This window comes from Mesorhizobium sp. BE184 (assembly GCF_031457045.1).
Taxonomy (GTDB): Bacteria; Pseudomonadota; Alphaproteobacteria; order Rhizobiales; family Rhizobiaceae; genus Mesorhizobium.
Genome location: NZ_JAVDVU010000004.1, coordinates 307,248 through 324,674, shown reverse-complemented (window position 1 = coordinate 324,674; position 17,427 = coordinate 307,248). Strand labels below are relative to the sequence as shown.

At 63.0% G+C, this 17,427-nt stretch carries 16 protein-coding genes; all 16 read right to left on the bottom strand.

Annotation, left to right across the window (positions count from 1 at the left end; all coding sequences use genetic code 11):
* Positions 1–401 precede the first annotated feature (401 nt).
* The 16 genes from J2X35_RS19595 to nuoG all read right to left on the bottom strand — a co-directional run bounded on the left by J2X35_RS19595 (position 402) and on the right by nuoG (position 17,375).
* Positions 402–1,082: an ABC transporter ATP-binding protein gene (locus tag J2X35_RS19595; RefSeq protein ID WP_056115629.1), complete on the bottom strand. Its 681-nt coding sequence runs from the start codon at positions 1,080–1,082 to the stop codon at positions 402–404.
* Positions 1,082–2,308: a lipoprotein-releasing ABC transporter permease subunit gene (locus J2X35_RS19590; RefSeq protein WP_310189395.1), complete on the bottom strand. Its 1,227-nt coding sequence runs from the start codon at positions 2,306–2,308 to the stop codon at positions 1,082–1,084. The genes J2X35_RS19595 and J2X35_RS19590 overlap by 1 nt, the downstream gene beginning before the upstream one ends.
* Before the next feature lie 80 nt (positions 2,309–2,388).
* Entirely contained in the window at positions 2,389–3,717 is a 1,329-nt protein-coding gene (gene proS, locus J2X35_RS19585) for a proline--tRNA ligase (protein WP_310189271.1), read from the bottom strand.
* Positions 3,718–4,199: 482 nt separating this feature from the next.
* Positions 4,200–4,469, bottom strand: coding sequence for a DUF1467 family protein (locus J2X35_RS19580; protein ID WP_310189268.1), 270 nt, complete (start codon positions 4,467–4,469; stop codon positions 4,200–4,202).
* Entirely contained in the window at positions 4,466–4,870 is a 405-nt protein-coding gene (mce, locus tag J2X35_RS19575) for a methylmalonyl-CoA epimerase (protein ID WP_310189265.1), read from the bottom strand. The genes J2X35_RS19580 and mce overlap by 4 nt, the downstream gene beginning before the upstream one ends.
* Positions 4,871–4,984: 114 nt before the next feature.
* Positions 4,985–6,652 carry a ribonuclease J gene (locus tag J2X35_RS19570; protein ID WP_056110266.1) on the bottom strand — a complete coding sequence of 556 codons (1,668 nt, stop codon included), beginning with the start codon at positions 6,650–6,652 and terminating at the stop codon, positions 4,985–4,987.
* A gap of 20 nt (positions 6,653–6,672) precedes the next feature.
* Complete coding sequence (locus tag J2X35_RS19565; RefSeq protein ID WP_310189262.1) at positions 6,673–7,497, bottom strand: biotin--[acetyl-CoA-carboxylase] ligase; 825 nt, start codon at positions 7,495–7,497, stop codon at positions 6,673–6,675.
* Complete coding sequence (nuoN, locus tag J2X35_RS19560; RefSeq protein WP_310189259.1) at positions 7,497–8,933, bottom strand: NADH-quinone oxidoreductase subunit NuoN; 1,437 nt, start codon at positions 8,931–8,933, stop codon at positions 7,497–7,499. The genes J2X35_RS19565 and nuoN overlap by 1 nt, the downstream gene beginning before the upstream one ends.
* Positions 8,934–8,946: 13 nt before the next feature.
* The gene (locus J2X35_RS19555; protein WP_310189257.1) at positions 8,947–10,452 is read right to left on the bottom strand and encodes an NADH-quinone oxidoreductase subunit M; all 1,506 of its coding nucleotides are present in this window, start codon (positions 10,450–10,452) and stop codon (positions 8,947–8,949) included.
* Positions 10,449–12,434, bottom strand: a complete 1,986-nt coding sequence (nuoL, locus tag J2X35_RS19550) for an NADH-quinone oxidoreductase subunit L (RefSeq protein ID WP_310189255.1) — start codon at positions 12,432–12,434, stop codon at positions 10,449–10,451. The genes J2X35_RS19555 and nuoL overlap by 4 nt, the downstream gene beginning before the upstream one ends.
* A gap of 10 nt (positions 12,435–12,444) precedes the next feature.
* Positions 12,445–12,753, bottom strand: coding sequence for an NADH-quinone oxidoreductase subunit NuoK (nuoK, locus tag J2X35_RS19545; RefSeq protein WP_056110277.1), 309 nt, complete (start codon positions 12,751–12,753; stop codon positions 12,445–12,447).
* Position 12,754: 1 nt separating this feature from the next.
* On the bottom strand, positions 12,755–13,375 hold the full coding sequence (locus J2X35_RS19540) for an NADH-quinone oxidoreductase subunit J (protein ID WP_310189252.1): 621 nt from the start codon (positions 13,373–13,375) through the stop codon (positions 12,755–12,757).
* Positions 13,376–13,508: 133 nt separating this feature from the next.
* Positions 13,509–14,000, bottom strand: a complete 492-nt coding sequence (gene nuoI, locus J2X35_RS19535; RefSeq protein WP_310189250.1) for an NADH-quinone oxidoreductase subunit NuoI — start codon at positions 13,998–14,000, stop codon at positions 13,509–13,511.
* A gap of 1 nt (position 14,001) precedes the next feature.
* Positions 14,002–14,256, bottom strand: coding sequence for a hypothetical protein (locus J2X35_RS19530; protein WP_310189248.1), 255 nt, complete (start codon positions 14,254–14,256; stop codon positions 14,002–14,004).
* Positions 14,247–15,290: an NADH-quinone oxidoreductase subunit NuoH gene (gene nuoH / locus J2X35_RS19525; protein WP_056110283.1), complete on the bottom strand. Its 1,044-nt coding sequence runs from the start codon at positions 15,288–15,290 to the stop codon at positions 14,247–14,249. The genes J2X35_RS19530 and nuoH overlap by 10 nt, the downstream gene beginning before the upstream one ends.
* 3 nt (positions 15,291–15,293) lie before the next feature.
* Positions 15,294–17,375, bottom strand: coding sequence for an NADH-quinone oxidoreductase subunit NuoG (gene nuoG, locus J2X35_RS19520; RefSeq protein ID WP_310189245.1), 2,082 nt, complete (start codon positions 17,373–17,375; stop codon positions 15,294–15,296).
* Positions 17,376–17,427: the final 52 nt, after the last annotated feature.

Sequence of the window (17,427 nt, the reverse complement as noted above, 5' to 3'; positions counted from 1 at the left end):
CAGACAAATTACATCGCGCCGATCCATACGGCCATGGACACCAGGAAGGCGCTCATGCAAACCAGCGAGGCCACGTCCTGAACGAAATCGGTCATAACTCTCTCCTGTTTTTAATTTGTATCTCATTTGTTCTTATTTTGTTCGAATTGTCAAACGTTCTGACGTCGGAACGTAACGGCTCCTGCCGTCTCCTGCCGCAAGGGTTAGCGAAGCGTGAACCGCGTGCCCCAGGACCGCCGAATTTTAACGATCTTTGAAATCCCGACGAACGTGTCCGCCTGCGGCCACGGAATCCGACGCATCACGGTCACCGGCAATGTCCGGATGAACGTCCGCTTCAAGAGCCAGACAATAACGGCGGCCGGACGTTTTAAATGACAAGCTAGAAGGGCGGCCGACGCCTAAAGCGGAACGACCTTGCCGTCGGCCAGCGTCACGCGGCGGTCCATGCGCGCGGCCAGCTCATGGTTGTGCGTGGCGATCAATGCCGCCAAGCCGGATTGCTTCACCAGCGCACCCAGCGCCTCGAATACATACGAGGCGGTAACCGGGTCGAGATTGCCCGTCGGCTCGTCGGCCAGAAGCAGCAGCGGCGCGTTGGCGACGGCGCGGGCGATCGCCACGCGCTGCTGCTCGCCGCCGGAAAGCTCGGACGGACGATGCTGCGCCCGCTTGCCGATCTGCATGTAGTCGAGCAGCTGCGCCGCGCGCTCCGCCGCTTCCTTGTGCGGCAGCCCCTTGATGAGCTGCGGCATCATGATGTTTTCCAGCGCCGAAAACTCCGGCAGCAAATGATGGAACTGATAGACGAAGCCGACATCGTTGCGGCGGATCGCCGTGCGTTCCTCGTCTGAGAGCCGCCCGCAGGCGCGGCCGCCGAGAATGACATCGCCGGCATCGGGCCGCTCCAGCAGTCCCGCCGTGTGCAGCAGCGTCGACTTGCCAGTGCCGGAGGGCGCCACCAGCGCCACCATCTCGCCGCGCCGCAGCGTAAAATCCGCGCCGTTCAGGATGGTCAGCTTGCGCTCGCCCTGCTCGTAGTGCCGCTCAACGCCCTTCAGTTCGATAATGGCTGCGGCCATCATTCGTACCTCAATGCTTCGACGGGATCGAGCCGCGCCGCCCGCCAGGCGGGAAACAGCGTCGCCAGGAAGGACAACACCAAGGCCATGGCGACAACCGAGAAGGTTTCGCTGAGGTCCATCTTCGCCGGCAACTGGCTGAGGAAATAAAGCTCGGGATTGAAAAGAACCGTGCCCGAAATCCACGAGAAGAACTCGCGGATGCGCTCGATGTTCAGGCAGATCAGGATGCCGAGGATGACACCGGCGAAGGTGCCGACCACGCCGATGGCCGCGCCCGTCATCAGGAAGATGCGCAGGATGGCGCCGCGCGTCGCGCCCATGGTGCGCAGAATGGCGATGTCGTGGCCCTTGTCCTTCACCAGCATGATCAAGCCCGAAATGATGTTCAGCGCCGCCACCAGCACGATCAGCGTCAGGATCATGAACATCACGTTGCGCTCCACCTGCAGCGCCGAGAAGAACGTCTGGTTTCGCTGTCGCCAGTCGGTCAGGTAGATCTGCCGCTGCGCCGCCTCCTCGATCTTCGGTTTAAGCGCGTCGACATCGTCGGGGTTGTCGACATAGATCTCGATGGTCTGCGCCCGCCCCTCCATGTTGAAATAGAGCTGCGCCTCGGAAAACGGCATGTAGACGATGGAACTGTCATATTCGGACATGCCCACCTCGAATATGGCCGAGACGGGATAGCCTTTCAGTCTTGGCGTCGTGCCGAGCGGCGTCACGTCGCCATCGGGGGAAACCAGCGTAATCGTGTCACCGAGCGCAAGGCCCAGATTGTCGGCCATGCGGCGGCCGATGGCCACCCCCTCCCCACCGTCGAAGCCGACGATGGAGCCCTGCTTGATGTTATTGGCGACGATGGTCATCTTGCCGAGGTCTTCGCCACGGATGCCACGCACCAGCGCGCCGGTTCCGGCGCCGACATTGCCCTGCGCCAGCACCTGCCCGTCAACCAGCGGAATGGCATATTTCACGCCGGACACGCCATTGATGCGGCCGGCCACGGCGGCATAATCTTCCAGCGGCAGGTCGATCGGGGTGACGATCAGGTGACCGTTTATGCCGAGGATACGGGTCAAAAGTTCAGCCCGGAAGCCATTCATCACCGCCATGACGACGATCAGCGTCGCCACCCCCAGCATGATGCCGAGGAAGGAGATGGAGGCGATGACGGAGATCACCGTTTCCTTGCGCCGCGAGCGCAGATAGCGCCATGCAACCATGCGCTCGAAGCCGGAGAATGGGCCGGCGCCCGGTCTGGATTGCGCCTTCGGAGCTGGCTTCGCAACGCTGGCCGTGCTTGTCACTGCGCACCCTCCAGCGAGGCGAGCAGATCGCCGACCGCCTTGACCTCGCGTTCGCCGGTCGCCCGGCTCTTGACCTCGACGGTACCTTCGCCGACACCGCGCGGCCCGACGATCACCTGCAAGGGGATACCGATCAGGTCCGCCGTGGCGAACTTCGCTCCGGCGCGCTGGTCGGTGTCGTCATAAAGCACCTCGCGGCCGGCTTTTTCATAGGCGGCCTGAAGCTTCTCGCACAGCGCGTCACAGCCGGCGTCGCCCGGTTTCATGTTGATCAGCGCGACATGGAAAGGCGCCACCGCCTCCGGCCAGATGATGCCGTTATCGTCGTGGCTCGCCTCGATGATCGCCGCCACCAGCCGGCTTGGACCGATGCCATAGGAGCCGCCGGAGACGAAATGCTCCTTGCCGTCGGGGCCAGTCACCTTGGCGCCCATCGGTTTGGAGTATTTGTCGCCGAAATGGAAGATATGGCCGACTTCGATGCCCCGCGCCGAAACCTTGTCAGCATCGGGAACCTTGTCCCATCCGCCCTCGTCATGCATCTCGTCGGTGGCGGCATAGGGTGTCGTCCACGTCTGGACGATAGCGGCGATTTCGGCGTCGTTGGTGAAATCGGTATCGGCGCCGGGAACCGGCAGCGAAAGATAATCGCGGTGGCAATAGACCTGGCTTTCGCCGGTGTCCGCCAGGATGATGAACTCATGGCTCAGGTCGCCGCCGATCGGTCCGGTGTCGGCCCGCATCGGGATCGCCTGCAGGCCCATGCGCGTGAAGGTCCGCAGATAGGACACGAACATGCGGTTGTAAGCCGCCTTCGCGCCTTCATAGTCGAGGTCGAACGAATAGGCGTCCTTCATCAGGAACTCGCGTGAGCGCATGACGCCAAAACGCGGCCGCACCTCGTCACGGAACTTCCACTGGATGTGGTAGAGGTTCAGCGGCAGGTCTTTGTAGGACTTGACGTAGGAACGGAAGATTTCCGTCACCATCTCCTCGTTGGTCGGCCCGTAAAGCAGCGCGCGGTCCTGCCGGTCCTTGATGCGCAGCATCTCCTTGCCGTAGTCGTCGTAGCGCCCGCTCTCGCGCCACAGATCGGCCGACTGGATCGTCGGCATCAGGATTTCCAGCGCGCCGGCCCTGTCCTGCTCCTCGCGGATAATCCGGCAGACCTTGTCGAGCACACGCTTGCCCAGCGGCAGCCATGAAAAGCTGCCCTGCCCCTGCTGCCGGATCATGCCGGCGCGCAGCATCAGCCGGTGCGATACGATTTCGGCTTCGCGCGGGTTTTCTTTGAGGATGGGCAGGAAGTAGCGCGACAAACGCATGAGGTTTTCCGTGAGAGATGAAGTGGCGGCGGGAATCGGTGCGAAGCAGGCTTTGCTTGCACGGCTTCATAGCCATTTCATGGCGGATTGGAAACCCGCGCCGGCGGCAAGCCTCTTGGGGTGATTTTCAATATGATCGTTTCGGCGGCAAGAAGTGCACGTCCATTGTGCAATGCAGCACAGTATTGCATGTTTCAGGGCAAAATTTTTCGTGACATCGTCTTCCCGGTTGGGATAGGGTGCCCCGCATAACCGAGAGGGTAGAAGTACAATCTGCTCTCCTGCGCGGTCAAAGTCTTGGGAGGATGCGATCTAGGCGCGATTTTTCGCTGCCGCCGGATAACGGAAAACAGATCGGACGCGTTTAATTGCAAGGCCTAGTGCCTTGCATTTTTTTTGTGCAATCAGGAATTTGCGGGCCGATTCTGTGAACACGGATGACGCTGTCCACTTTTACGTGAACGCAGTCTCTCGCGTGCCGATCACTCGAATTCCGGGACGATATGCGGCAGGTCGTCGATGCCCAGTTCAAGCCCCCGGGTCACGCCGTAGAATATTCCCAGCAGGACCAGCGTCACGAGCGTCGTCCACAGGACGGCGCGCAGCATGTGCGGCCCGCGCGGGGCGCTGGAAACCGTGCCGAGGGTGACGTCGCTGTCGTCGTCCTGCGTCTTCAGGCCGAACGGAAGAATGGCGAACAGGACGGTCCACCAGACCACGAAGAAAAGAGCGGTGAGCGAAACCCAGCTCATGCTTGTTCCAGTTCCACCAGCGTGCCGGTGAAATCCTTTGGATGCAGGAACAACACCGGCTTGCCATGAGCGCCGGTCTTGGGATTGCCGTCGCCGAGCACGCGCGCGCCGGCGGCCTTGAGGCGGTCACGCGCGGCGATGATGTCATCCACCTCGTAACATATGTGGTGCATTCCGCCGGATGGGTTCTTTTCCAGGAAACCGGCTATGGGCGAAGCCTCGCCCAGCGGCTCGAGCAGTTCGATCTTGGTGTTGCCGAGATCGATGAACACCACGGTGACGCCATGTTCTGGCAGAGCCTGCGGCTGGTTCACCCTCGCGCCCAGCGTGTCGCGATAGGTCGCTGTCGCAGCCGCGAGATCCGGCACGGCAATGGCGACGTGGTTGAGGCGGCCTAGCATGGGCATCTCCAGATACGGCAATCGGCAATGGGCAGTCGGCAATAGGAACAAGGACAGGCTTCGTCGTCACACGGCAATCACCGACTGCCGACTGCCCATTGCCAACTGCCTATTTCACCTCGTCACAAACACCGTCACCAGCGGCTTCTTGCCCCAGCTTTCGTTCGCCGCGGCGCGAACGGCGCGCCGCACGGATTCCTGCACGAGGTCCAGGTCTTTTCGGCGCTGGCGGGGTATAGAGTCCACCGCGCCGATTGCCGCATCGAGCATGAGGTCCTCCAGCGTCTCGCCGCGCGCGTCCGCTTCGGCGACGCCGATGGCGACCAGGTCGGGATCGCCCGCCAGCTCATATTTGTCGTCGAGGACCACATTGACGGCTACGTGGCCGGCAAAGGAAAGCTTGCGCCGGTCCTTGATGCCCATGGCCTCGTCGGTGCCGACGAGCTTGCCATCCTTGTAGACGCGGCCGAACGGCACCTTGCCTATGATCGTAGCCGCGCCCGGATAAAGCCGCAGCATGTCGCCGTCGCGGATCTGCGCCACCTGGGCGATGCCGCTGGTCGCCATCAATGACCCTTGCGCCACCAGATGCGCAGCCTCGCCATGCACCGGAACGCCGATCTGTGGCCGCACCCATTCATACATGCGCTTCAGTTCGGCGCGGCGCGGATGCCCGGAGACATGCACCAACTGGTCACCGTCCTCGATGATCTTCATGCCGAGGTCGATCAGCTTGTTCTTGACCTCGAGGATCGCCTTTTCGTTGCCGGGAATGGTGCGCGAGGAAAAGATCACCGTATCGCCGGCGGTCAACGCTACCGATTTCATCTCGTCGCGCGACAGCTTCGCCAGCGCCGCCAGCGGCTCGCCCTGGCTGCCGGTGCAGATGATCACCAGATTGTCGCGCGGGATGAAGCCGTAATCCTCCTCGGCGATGAATTCCGGCAGTCCATCCATGTAGCCGAGTTCGCCGGCGACATCGACGACGCGCTTCAGCGAGCGTCCGAGCAGGAGGCACTGCCGGCCGGCATCGCGCGCCGCCTTGGCGATCGAAACGATGCGACCGACATTGGAGGAGAAGGTGGTGACGGCGACCCGGCCCTTGGCCTGGCTGATGATGTCCTTCAGGCTGGCGCCCACCGCCTGCTCGGAGGGCGAATCCCCGTCCCTGACCGCATTGGTGGAATCGCAGACCAGCGCCAGCACGCCCTTGTCGCCATAGGCGCGGAACCGCGCCTCGTCGGTCATCGGCCCCACCGTCGGCGCTGGATCGATCTTCCAGTCGCCGGTGTGGATCACCGTGCCCGCCGGCGTGGTGATGGCGAGCGACATCGGCTCCGGAATCGAGTGCGCCACCGGGATCGCCTCGATTTCGAACGGGCCGACCGTGAACTTTTCACCGCCGCGATAGATCGTCACCGGGATTTTCGGCGCGCCCTGCTCGCCCTGCCGCTTGGCTTCAAGCAGTCCGGCGGCGAAAGGCGTCATCCAGACCGGCGCCTTCAGACGGGGCCAGATGTCGTGCAAAGCACCGTAGTGATCCTCATGCGCGTGGGTAATGACGATACCGCGAAGATTGGCGACGTTTTCCTCAATGAAGCGTGTGTCGGGCAAAACGAGATCGACGCCAGGCAGCGACGCATCGGGAAAGGTGACGCCGACATCCACCAGAAGCCACTCACGCTTGTTGGCCGGTCCATAGCCGTAAAGAGCGAAGTTCATGCCGATTTCGCCGACGCCGCCGAGCGGAACGAAGACGAGTTCGGCGTTGCTGTTGGCCATGAAGGGTCCTTCCTGAGGTCTTAGACAGAGCCCGCCGAAGCGACCGCGCCGAAGTGAACGTCGCCGGCCGCAATCGTCAACAGCGCGCCGCGTTCATCGCGGACCACGAAACGGCAGTCCTCGTCAATGGTTTCAAAGGTGCCACGCACCACATTCCCGTCGATTCTGACCGCAACCTGCCCGCCGAGGCCGGCGGCGCGCTGCAGCCAGCGTTTGCGCACGGCATCGAGCCCGCGTCCCTCCTGCCAGAGCCGGGCGTTTTCGCTCCAGGCGTCCGACAGCGCCAGAAACAGTGTTTCGGCGTCGCAACCACTGCCCAGTTCCTTCAGCGACGTCGCCGGATAGGGCAAATCCTGCGGGTGCGCGACGACGTTGACGCCGATGCCGACGGCGACGGCAAACCGCCCGTCCCCAAGCACCGCCGATTCAAGCAGGATGCCGGCCATCTTCGCGCCGGAAGCCAGCACGTCGTTCGGCCATTTCAGTTCGAAACGGTTGCGTCCGGCGCTGGCGCCGTCCAGTCCTATGGCAATGCGCCTGTCGGGAACCACGGCCTCCAGCGCATCCGCCAGCGCCAGCCCGGCGACGAAGCCGAGTGTCGCCGCCAGCCGCAGTTCTCCGCCCGAAATCACCAGCAGCGTCGCGGCAAGATTGCCATGCGGCGTCGCCCACGCCCGGCCGCGGCGGCCACGTCCGCTGTCCTGCTTCTTCGAGACGACCCAAAGCTTGCCAGGATCGCCGGCGCGGGCATGGTCCAGCGCCAGCGCGTTGGTGGAACCGACCGTATCGTGCGCCTCGAGGCGGAAGCCTTCGGCGGCAGCGGTCGGCGCCAGTGCAAATCCCATCAGAAGAATGTCTTCGCGGCGGCCCCGGCATAGGTGGCAACGGGGCCGCCGATCAGCACGTAGAGCAGGACGAAGATGCCGGACACGCCGAGCACCACCCGCAGTTCTCCCGCCATGGGCTGGAAGCCGCCCACGGATTCATCGAACCACATGATCTTGATGATGCGCAGATAGTAGTAAGCGCCGACCACCGAAGCGAGAACGCCGAGCACCGCAAGCGCGTAGAGATTGGCGTTGATGGCGGCGAGGAAGACGTACCATTTCCCCCAGAAGCCGGCGAGCGGCGGAATGCCGGCCAGCGAGAACATCAGGATGGTCAGCACCGTCGCCATCGCCGGATTGGTCGACGACAGGCCGGCGAGATCGCTGATCTGCTCGACATTCTGGTCGTTGCGACGCATGGCCAGGATGAAGGCGAAGGTGCCGAGCGTCATCACCAGATAGATCAGCATATAGATAGCGACGCCGCGCACGCCGGCCTCGCTGTTGGCGGCAAGGCCGACCAGCGCATAGCCCATATGGCCGATCGAGGAATAGGCCATCAGCCGCTTGATATTGGTCTGGCCGATGGCAGCGAACGCGCCGAGCGCCATCGAGGCGATGGAGATGAAGACGATGATTTGCTGCCAGTCGGCGGCAATCGGCTCGAACGCGCCCATGGTGACGCGCACGATCAGCGCCATGGCCGCCATTTTGGGCGCCGCCGCCAGGAAGGCGGTGACCGGCGTCGGTGCGCCCTCATAGACGTCGGGCGTCCACATGTGGAACGGCACGGCGGAAATCTTGAAGGCAAGGCCGGCGAGGACAAAAACCAGTCCGAACACCAGACCGAGCTGCCGTTCACCCGTACCCAGCGCCGACGCGATGGCGTCGAAGGACGTGTTTCCGGTGTAGCCGTAAACGAGGCTGATGCCGTAGAGCAGCATGCCGGAAGACAGCGCGCCCAGCACGAAATACTTCAGGCCTGCCTCGGTGGAGCGGGCATTCTCGCGGTTGATCGCCGCCAGCACATAGATCGCCAGCGACTGAAGTTCGAGGCCGAGATAAAGCCCGATCATTCCGCTGGCCGAGATCATCAGCATCATGCCGAGCGTGCAAAGCAGGATCAGAACCGGGTACTCGAACTTGTCGAAATTCTCTTGCCTGGCGAAGCGCACCGACATGATCAGCGCTACCGCCGAGCCGACCAGCGACAGCACTTTCATGAAACGGGCGAACGCGTCCTGCACATAGGCGCCGCCATAGGCGCTGCCTTCGCCGGTGACGAACAGCATCCAGCCGCCTGCCACGATCAGGATGGCGACGGCAAGCCCGCTGATCGCGCCGCCGGTCGCTTCGCGCGAATAGGCGCCGACCATCAACAGCACCAGCGCACCGATGGCGATGATCAGTTCGGGGGCCGAAAGCGAGAGGCTGGAGAGAATGTCCGACGTCATGATTGCCTCAGGTTCAGTTCGCCGCCGCGGTCTGCGCGGAGTTGATGGATGCGGAGACGTTGGTGACCAGCGCCTTGACCGACTGCGCGGTCGCGTCGAACACGGGCGCCGGATAGACGCCGAAGAAGATCGTCAGCACCACCAGCGGATAGATGACCACCTTCTCGCGCGGTGACAGGTCGAGCAGGGTCTTCAAACTGTCCTTGGTCAGCGCGCCGAAGATCACCCGGCGATAGAGCCACAGCGCATAGGCCGCCGACAGGATGACGCCGAACGCGGCGAAGAACGCGATCCAGGTGTTTACCTTGAAGACGCCGAGCATCGTCAGGAACTCGCCGACGAAACCGCTGGTGCCCGGCAGGCCGACATTGGCCATGGTGAAGATCAAAAGCACCGTCGCGTATTTCGGCATGTTGTTGACCAGCCCGCCATAGGCGGCGATCTCGCGCGTGTGCATCCGGTCGTAGATGACGCCGACGCAAAGGAACAGCGCGCCGGAAACGAGACCGTGCGAGAGCATCTGGAAGATCGCGCCCTGCACGCCCTCCTGGTTCATCGCGAAGATGCCCATGGTCACGAAGCCCATATGAGCTACCGACGAATAGGCGATCAGCTTCTTGATGTCCTCCTGCATCAGCGCCACCAGCGAGGTGTAGATGATGGCGACGACCGACAGGGTGAACACCAGCGGCGCGAACATCTCCGACGCCAGCGGGAACATGGGCAGCGAGAAGCGCAGGAAGCCGTATCCCCCCATCTTCAGCAGGATGCCGGCCAGGATGACCGAGCCGGCGGTCGGCGCTTCGACGTGCGCGTCCGGCAGCCAGGTATGCACCGGCCACATCGGCATCTTCACCGCGAAGGAGGCGAAGAAGGCCAGCCACAGCCATGTCTGCATGGTCGCCGGGAAATTGTGGGTCAGCAGCGTCGGGATGTCCGTCGTGCCGGCCTGGTAAAGCATTGCCATGATGGCGAGCAGCATCAGCACCGAGCCGAGCAGCGTGTAGAGGAAGAACTTGAACGACGCGTAGACGCGCCGCTTGCCGCCCCACACGCCGATGATGATGAACATCGGAATCAGCCCGGCTTCGAAGAAGACGTAGAACAGCACGATGTCGAGGGCGCAGAACACGCCGATCATCAGCGTTTCCAGCAGCAGGAAGGCGATCATATACGCCTTCACCCGCTTCTCGATCGACTGCCAGCTCGCCAGGATGCACAGCGGCATCAGGAAGGTCGTCAGGATGACGAACAGCATCGAGATGCCGTCGACGCCCATATGGTAGGAGATGCCGGAATCCAGCCAGTCCGTCTTCTCGACCATCTGGAAGCCGGGGTTCGAATTGTCGAAGCCGGCCCAGATGAACAGCGAGATGACGAAGGTGATGATCGTCGTCCACAGCGCGATCATGCGCACATTGCGGCGCGCGTTCTCGCTGTCATCGCGGATGAACAGGATGAGCAGGATGCCGACCAGCGGCAGGAATGTGACCGTCGAGAGAATAGGCCAGTCGGTCATAGCATCATCCAGGTGACGAGAGCCGCAACGCCGATCAGCATGGCGAAGGCATAGTGATAGAGATAGCCGGTCTGCAGCTTGACGACGCGGTTGGTCACGTCGACCACGCGGGCCGAGACCCCGTCAGGCCCGAACCCGTCGATGACGGTGCCGTCGCCCTTCTTCCACAGCGTGTAGCCGAGCCATTTCGCTGGCCGCACGAACAGGAAGTCGTACAGCTCGTCGAAATACCACTTGTTGAGCAGGAAGGCGTAGAGGCCGCGATGCCGGGCCGCGAGATCGCGCGGCGCCTGCGGGTTGCGGATGTAGAACTGCCAGGCCACCAGAAGGCCGATCAGCATGGCCACGAACGGCGCCAGCTTCACCCACATCGGCACTTCATGCATGTCGTGCAGGATATGGTTGGTCGGCAGCGTGAACAGCGACGCCTTCCAGAACTCCCCATATCCTTCGCCGATGAAGGCGTCGTGGAACAGGAAGCCCGCGAACAGCGCGCCGGCAGCCAGCACGAACAGCGGCACCAGCATCACCGGCGGCGATTCATGCACATGGTGCATGACCTCATGGCTGGCGCGCGGCTTGCCGTGGAAGGTCATGAAGATCAGGCGCCAGGAGTAGAAGGAGGTGAAGCAGGCCGCGATGACCAGCATGATGAAGGCGAACAGCGCCACCGGATTGTGGCCGACGAACGAGGCCTCGATAATGGCGTCCTTGGAGAAGAAGCCGGCGGTGCCGATGAGCGTGGCCGGGATGCCGACACCGGTGAGCGCCAGCGTGCCGATCACCATCATCCAGTAGGTGGTCGGGATCAGCTTGCGCAGGCCGCCCATCTTGCGCATGTCCTGCTCGTCGGAGACGGCGTGGATCACCGAGCCCGAGCCGAGGAACAGCAGCGCCTTGAAGAAGGCGTGCGTGAACAGGTGGAAAATCGCCACGCCATAGGCCCCTACCCCCAGCGCCACGAACATGTAGCCGAGCTGCGAGCAGGTCGAATAGGCGATGACGCGCTTGATGTCGTTCTGCACCAGGCCGACGGTCGCCGCGAAGAAGGCGGTGATGGCGCCGATCAGCGTCACCACGGTGAGCGCCGTGTGCGACAGCTCGAACAGCGGCGACAGCCGCGCCAGCATGAACACGCCGGCCGTCACCATGGTGGCGGCATGGATGAGCGCCGAGACCGGCGTCGGGCCTTCCATGGCGTCCGGCAGCCAGGTGTGCAGCGGCACCTGCGCCGACTTGCCCATGGCGCCCATGAACAGCAGCAGGCACACGATGGTCAGCGCCGCGCCCTTGTCCAGCGCGTAACCGAGGAAGGTCAGCACCGTCTCGCCATGGGCGGCGGCTTCCGCGCCATGCTCGGCCGGCACGAAGGAGGCCGCATTGGCGAAGATGGTGGAAAGGTTGACCGAGCCGAACAGCACGAACACGCCGAAGATGCCGAGCGCGAAGCCGAAATCGCCGACGCGGTTGACGACGAAGGCCTTGATGGCGGCTGCGTTGGCCGACGGCTTCCTGTACCAGAAGCCGATCAGCAGATAGGAGGCGAGACCGACGCCCTCCCAGCCGAAGAACATCTGGATGAGATTGTCCGACGTCACCAGCATCAGCATGGCGAAGGTGAACAGCGACAGATAGGCGAAGAAGCGCGGCCGGTTCGGATCGTGGTGCATGTAGCCGATCGAGTAGATATGGACCAGCGCCGACACCGTGTTGACCACCACCAGCATGACGACCGTCAGCGTATCGATACGCAGCGCCCAGGCGGCATCGACGCCGCCGGACTGGATCCAGCGCAGAACCGGGACGGTAAACACCTCGCCCTCGCCGAACCCGACGGCGAAGAAGGCGACCCAGGACAACGCCGCAGCGATCACCAGGAAGCCGGAGGTGATGAACTCCGATGCCTTGGCGCCCAGCGAATTGCCGAACAGCCCGACGATCAGGAAGCCGATGAGGGGTAGGAAAACAATGGCTTGGTACATGATTGCCCCGTCAGCCCTTCATCATGTTCACGTCTTCGACCGCGATGGTGCCGCGGTTGCGGAAGAAGACGACGAGAATGGCAAGTCCGATCGCCGCTTCGGCGGCGGCCACCGTCAGCACGAACAGCGCAAAGACCTGGCCCACGAGGTCGCCCAGCGCCGCCGAGAAGGCGACGAAATTGATGTTCACCGCCAAAAGGATCAGCTCCACCGACATCAGGATGACGATGACGTTCTTGCGGTTCAGAAAGATGCCGAACACGCCGAGCGTGAACAGGATCGCCGAAACGGTGAGAAAATGTGCGATGCCGACAACCATATCAGATGCCCTCTCCCGTCTTGACCTTCTTGATTTCCATGGCGGTCGCCGGATTGCGCGCCACCTGGGCCGGAATGGACTGGCGCTTGACGCCTTCCTTGTGGCGCAGCGTCAGAACGATGGCGCCGATCATGGCGACCAGCAGGATCAGGCCCGAAATCTGGAAGTAATAGAGATAATCCGTATAGAGGATGTCCCCGAGCGCCGCCGTGTTCGACCGCACCGCCAGGTCCGGGGTCGGCATGGCGACCGTCGAGGCGAGCTGCGGCGCGAATGTATAGCCGCCCAGCACGACGATCAGCTCCGCTGCCAGGATCAGCCCGACCAGAGCACCGATCGGCGCATATTGCAGCGCGCCGCTCTTCAGTTCGGCGAAGTCGACGTCCAGCATCATGACGACGAACAGGAACAGCACCATCACCGCGCCGACATAGACGACGAGCAGGATCATCGCCAGGAACTCCGCCCCGGTCAGCAGGAACAGTCCGGCGGCGTTGAAGAAGGTGAGGATCAGGTAGAGCACGGAGTGCACGGGATTGCGGGCGGAGATGACCATGAAGGCCGACGCCACCGCGATAAAGGCGAAGAGGTAGAAGAAGATCGCCTCTAGTCCATTCAGCATGGGTTAATCCCCGGGTTCCTATTCCGACTCCATCCCGATTGCCGGACGAAATCGCGTGTTCCTTAGACGACGCCCAATGACGCGTCCATGTTTGCGTTATTCCTTCTCCCCGTTCACGGGGAGAGGAAATTTCTCACCGGTACGGCGCGTCCAGTTCCATGTTGCGCGCGATCTCGCGCTCCCACCGGTCGCCGTTCGCCAGCAGCTTGTCCTTGTCGTAGTAGAGTTCCTCGCGCGTTTCCGTCGCGAACTCGAAATTCGGCCCCTCGACGATGGCGTCGACCGGACACGCTTCCTGGCAGAAGCCGCAATAGATGCACTTCACCATGTCGATGTCGTAGCGCACCGTGCGCCGCGTGCCGTCGTTGCGGCGCGGCCCGGCCTCGATGGTGATGGCCTGCGCCGGGCAGATCGCCTCGCACAGCTTGCAGGCGATGCAGCGTTCTTCGCCGTTCGGATAGCGGCGCAGCGCGTGTTCGCCGCGGAAGCGTGGGCTGATCGGCCCCTTCTCATGCGGATAGTTGATCGTCTCCTTCGGCGCGAAGAACTGCCGCATCGACAGGAAGAACGCGCTGACGAAATCCTTCAGCAGAAGCGATCCAGCGGCTTGGGAAAGTGCCGACATGTTACTGCCCTCCCATTTCAAGTCCAAAAAGCGCCCCTAAAACAACAAAGATCGGTAAAACCAGACCAAAATAAAAAATCCTTGGTCTCATTCTTCCGAAGACCGGCACGTCTAATCCTTCCGGCTGCAATCTCTGCACAACGCCGCAGACCAGTGTTACGAGAACCAGCCCCACTCCACCAAATATGCCGACGCCCAACACCACGCTCGAAAGCAGCGACAATCCTTCGGGCCAAGGTATTTCCATCATGCCCACCCGGTTATCTTGAGGAATGCGGCGGTGATGACGACCATCGCCAGCGAAATCGGCAGGAACACCTTCCAGCCGAGCCGCATGAGCTGGTCATAGCGGTAGCGCGGCACGAACGCCTTCACCATCGAGATCATGAAGAAGACGAAGCAGACCTTCAGCACGAACCATATGACGCCCGGCACCCAGGTGAAGGGCGCGAAGTCGAAGGGCGGCAGCCACCCGCCGAGGAACAGGATGGTGGCGAGTGCGCACATCAGCACGATGGCGACATATTCTCCGAGGAAGAACAGCAGGAAGGGCGTCGACGAATATTCGACCATGTGGCCGGCGACCAGTTCCGATTCCGCTTCCACCAGGTCGAAGGGCGGGCGGTTCGTTTCGGCCAGCGCCGAGATGAAGAACACCACGAACATCGGGAACAGGCCGAGCCAGTGCCAGTCGAGGAAGGTGTTGGGCAGGCCGAGCCGCGTGCCGATGCCGTCATGCTGCGACAGCACGATGTCCGACAGGTTGAGCGAACCGACGCACAGGAGCACGGTGACGATGACGAAGCCGATGGAAACCTCGTAGGACACCATCTGCGCCGCCGAGCGCAGCGCCCCGAGGAACGGATATTTCGAGTTCGACGCCCAGCCGCCCATGATGACGCCGTAGACTTCCAGCGACGAGATGGCGAAGACGTAGAGAATGCCGACATTGACATTGGCGATGGCCCAGCCGTCGCTGACCGGGATCACCGCCCAGGCCGAGATTGCCAGCACCGCCGACACCAGCGGCGCCAGCAGGAACACGCCCTTGTTGGCGCCCGACGGGATGATCGGTTCCTTGAACACGAACTTGAACAGGTCGGCGAAGGCCTGCAGCGTTCCCCACGGGCCGACGACGTTCGGGCCGCGGCGCAGCTGCACCGCCGCCCAGATCTTGCGGTCGGCGTAAAGCACGTAGGCCACGAAGATCAGCAGAATGACGATCAGCACGACCGACTTCAGCGCGATGATCAGCGCCGGCAGGACATAGAAGGAGAAGAAGCTGTCCATGTCTTACTCCGCCGCCTGCCGGAAGCCGTTCCTGGCCAAAGCCGAACACTCGGCCATGACCGCCGATGCGCGCGCGATCGGGTTGGTGAGATAGAAATCCTTCACCGGCGCGGTGAAGGCGCCCTTGCCGAGCCGCCCGCCGAGCTTCGCCGCTTTGGCGACGTCGCCGGCATCGCCCGCCGCGATCTGGTCGATGCGTGCGAGATGCGGGTATTCGGCGTAGAGCTTTGCGCGCAACTGCGCCAGCGAATCGAACGGCAGCTTGTGGCCGAGAACGTCCGAAAGGGCGCGCAGGATCGCCCAGTCCTCGCGCGCCTGGCCGGGGGCGAAGCCGGCGCGGCTGGTCTGCTGCACGCGGCCTTCCGTGTTCACATAGGTGCCGGACTTTTCCGTGTAGGCGGCGGCCGGCAAAATGACGTTGGCGCGGTGCGCGCCGGCATCGCCATGCGTGCCGATATAGACGACAAACGCGCCGCCGGTCTTGCCCATGTCGATCTCGTCGGCCCCGAGCAGGAACAGCACGTCCGCTCCGCCGAGCATTCCGGCGACATCCTTGCCGCCCTCGCCCGGCACGAAGCCTATGTCGAGGCCGCCAACGCGCGCGGCCGCGTTGTGCAGCACCGCAAAGCCGTTCCATTCGGTGGTGACAGCGCCGATGGCAGCAGCCAGCTTCGCCGCCTGACCCAGCACCGCCGCGCCATCGGCGCGCGCCAGCGCACCCTGGCCGACGATGATGAGTGGCTTTGAGGCCTTCTTCAGCGCCTGGAAGAACTTGCCGTTGCCGTCCGCCATGTCTTTCAGCGAATCCGGACCGGCGCCGAGCATCTCGTAGTCGTAGCGCAGGTCGCCGACATCGCCGATCACGCCGATCGGCAGCGGGCCGGCGCGGAAGCGCTTGCGGATACGGGCGTTCAGCACCGAGGCCTCGAAGCGCGGATTGGCGCCGATGATGAGGATGGCGTCGGCCTGCTCGATGCCCTCGATGGTCGGGTTGAAGATGTAGCTGGCGCGTCCGAGCGAAGGATCAAGCGCCGCGCCGTCCTGGCGGCAGTCGATGTTCTGCGAGCCGAGCGAGGCCATCAAAAGCTTCAGAGCATACATGTCCTCGACGGCGGCGAGATCGCCGGCGATGGCGCCGCTTTTTTCCGGCGTTGTCTTCGACACCGCTTCCTGGATGGCGGCGAACGCCTCGCCCCAGCTTACCGCCACCAGCTTGCCGTCCTTGCGGACATAGGGCCGGTCGAGGCGCTGCGTGCGCAACCCGTCCCAGATGAAGCGGGTCTTGTCGGAAATCCACTCCTCGTTCACCTGCTCGTTGATACGCGGCAGGATGCGCATCACTTCGCGGCCACGCGAGTCAACCCGGATCGCCGAACCGACAGCGTCCATCACGTCGATGGATTCGGTCTTGGTCAGCTCCCAGGGGCGCGCCGTGAAGGCGAACGGCTTCGAGGTCAGCGCGCCGACCGGGCACAGATCGACGACGTTGCCCTGCAATTCGGAGGTCATCGCCTGCTCGAGATAGGTGGTGATCTCGGCGTCCTCGCCGCGGCCGATCAGGCCGAGCTCCGAAACGCCGGCGACTTCCGTGGAGAAGCGGACGCAGCGCGTGCAGTGGATGCAGCGGTTCATCACCGTCTTGACCAGCGGGCCGATATATTTGTCTTCGACGGCGCGCTTGTTCTCGTGATAGCGCGAGGCATCGACGCCGAACGCCATCGCCTGGTCCTGCAGGTCGCATTCGCCGCCCTGGTCGCAGATCGGGCAATCGAGCGGATGGTTGATGAGCAGGAACTCCATCACCCCTTCGCGCGCCTTCTTCACCATTGGCGAATTGGTGAACATTTCCGGCGCTTCGCCATTCGGGCCGGGACGCAAATCGCGCACGCCCATGGCGCAGGAAGCCTGCGGCTTCGGCGGGCCGCCCTTCACCTCGACCAGGCACATGCGGCAGTTGCCGGCGATCGACAGCCGCTCGTGGAAGCAGAAGCGCGGCACTTCCGCGCCCGCCTCTTCCGCCGCCTGCAGCAGCGTGTAGTGGTCGGGTACCTCGATCTCTTTCCCGTCGACCTTAAGCTTTGCCATCTCGTCTCGAACCTCTGCGGAAAGCCCGCAATCTCGCCACGCGCCGCGCCTG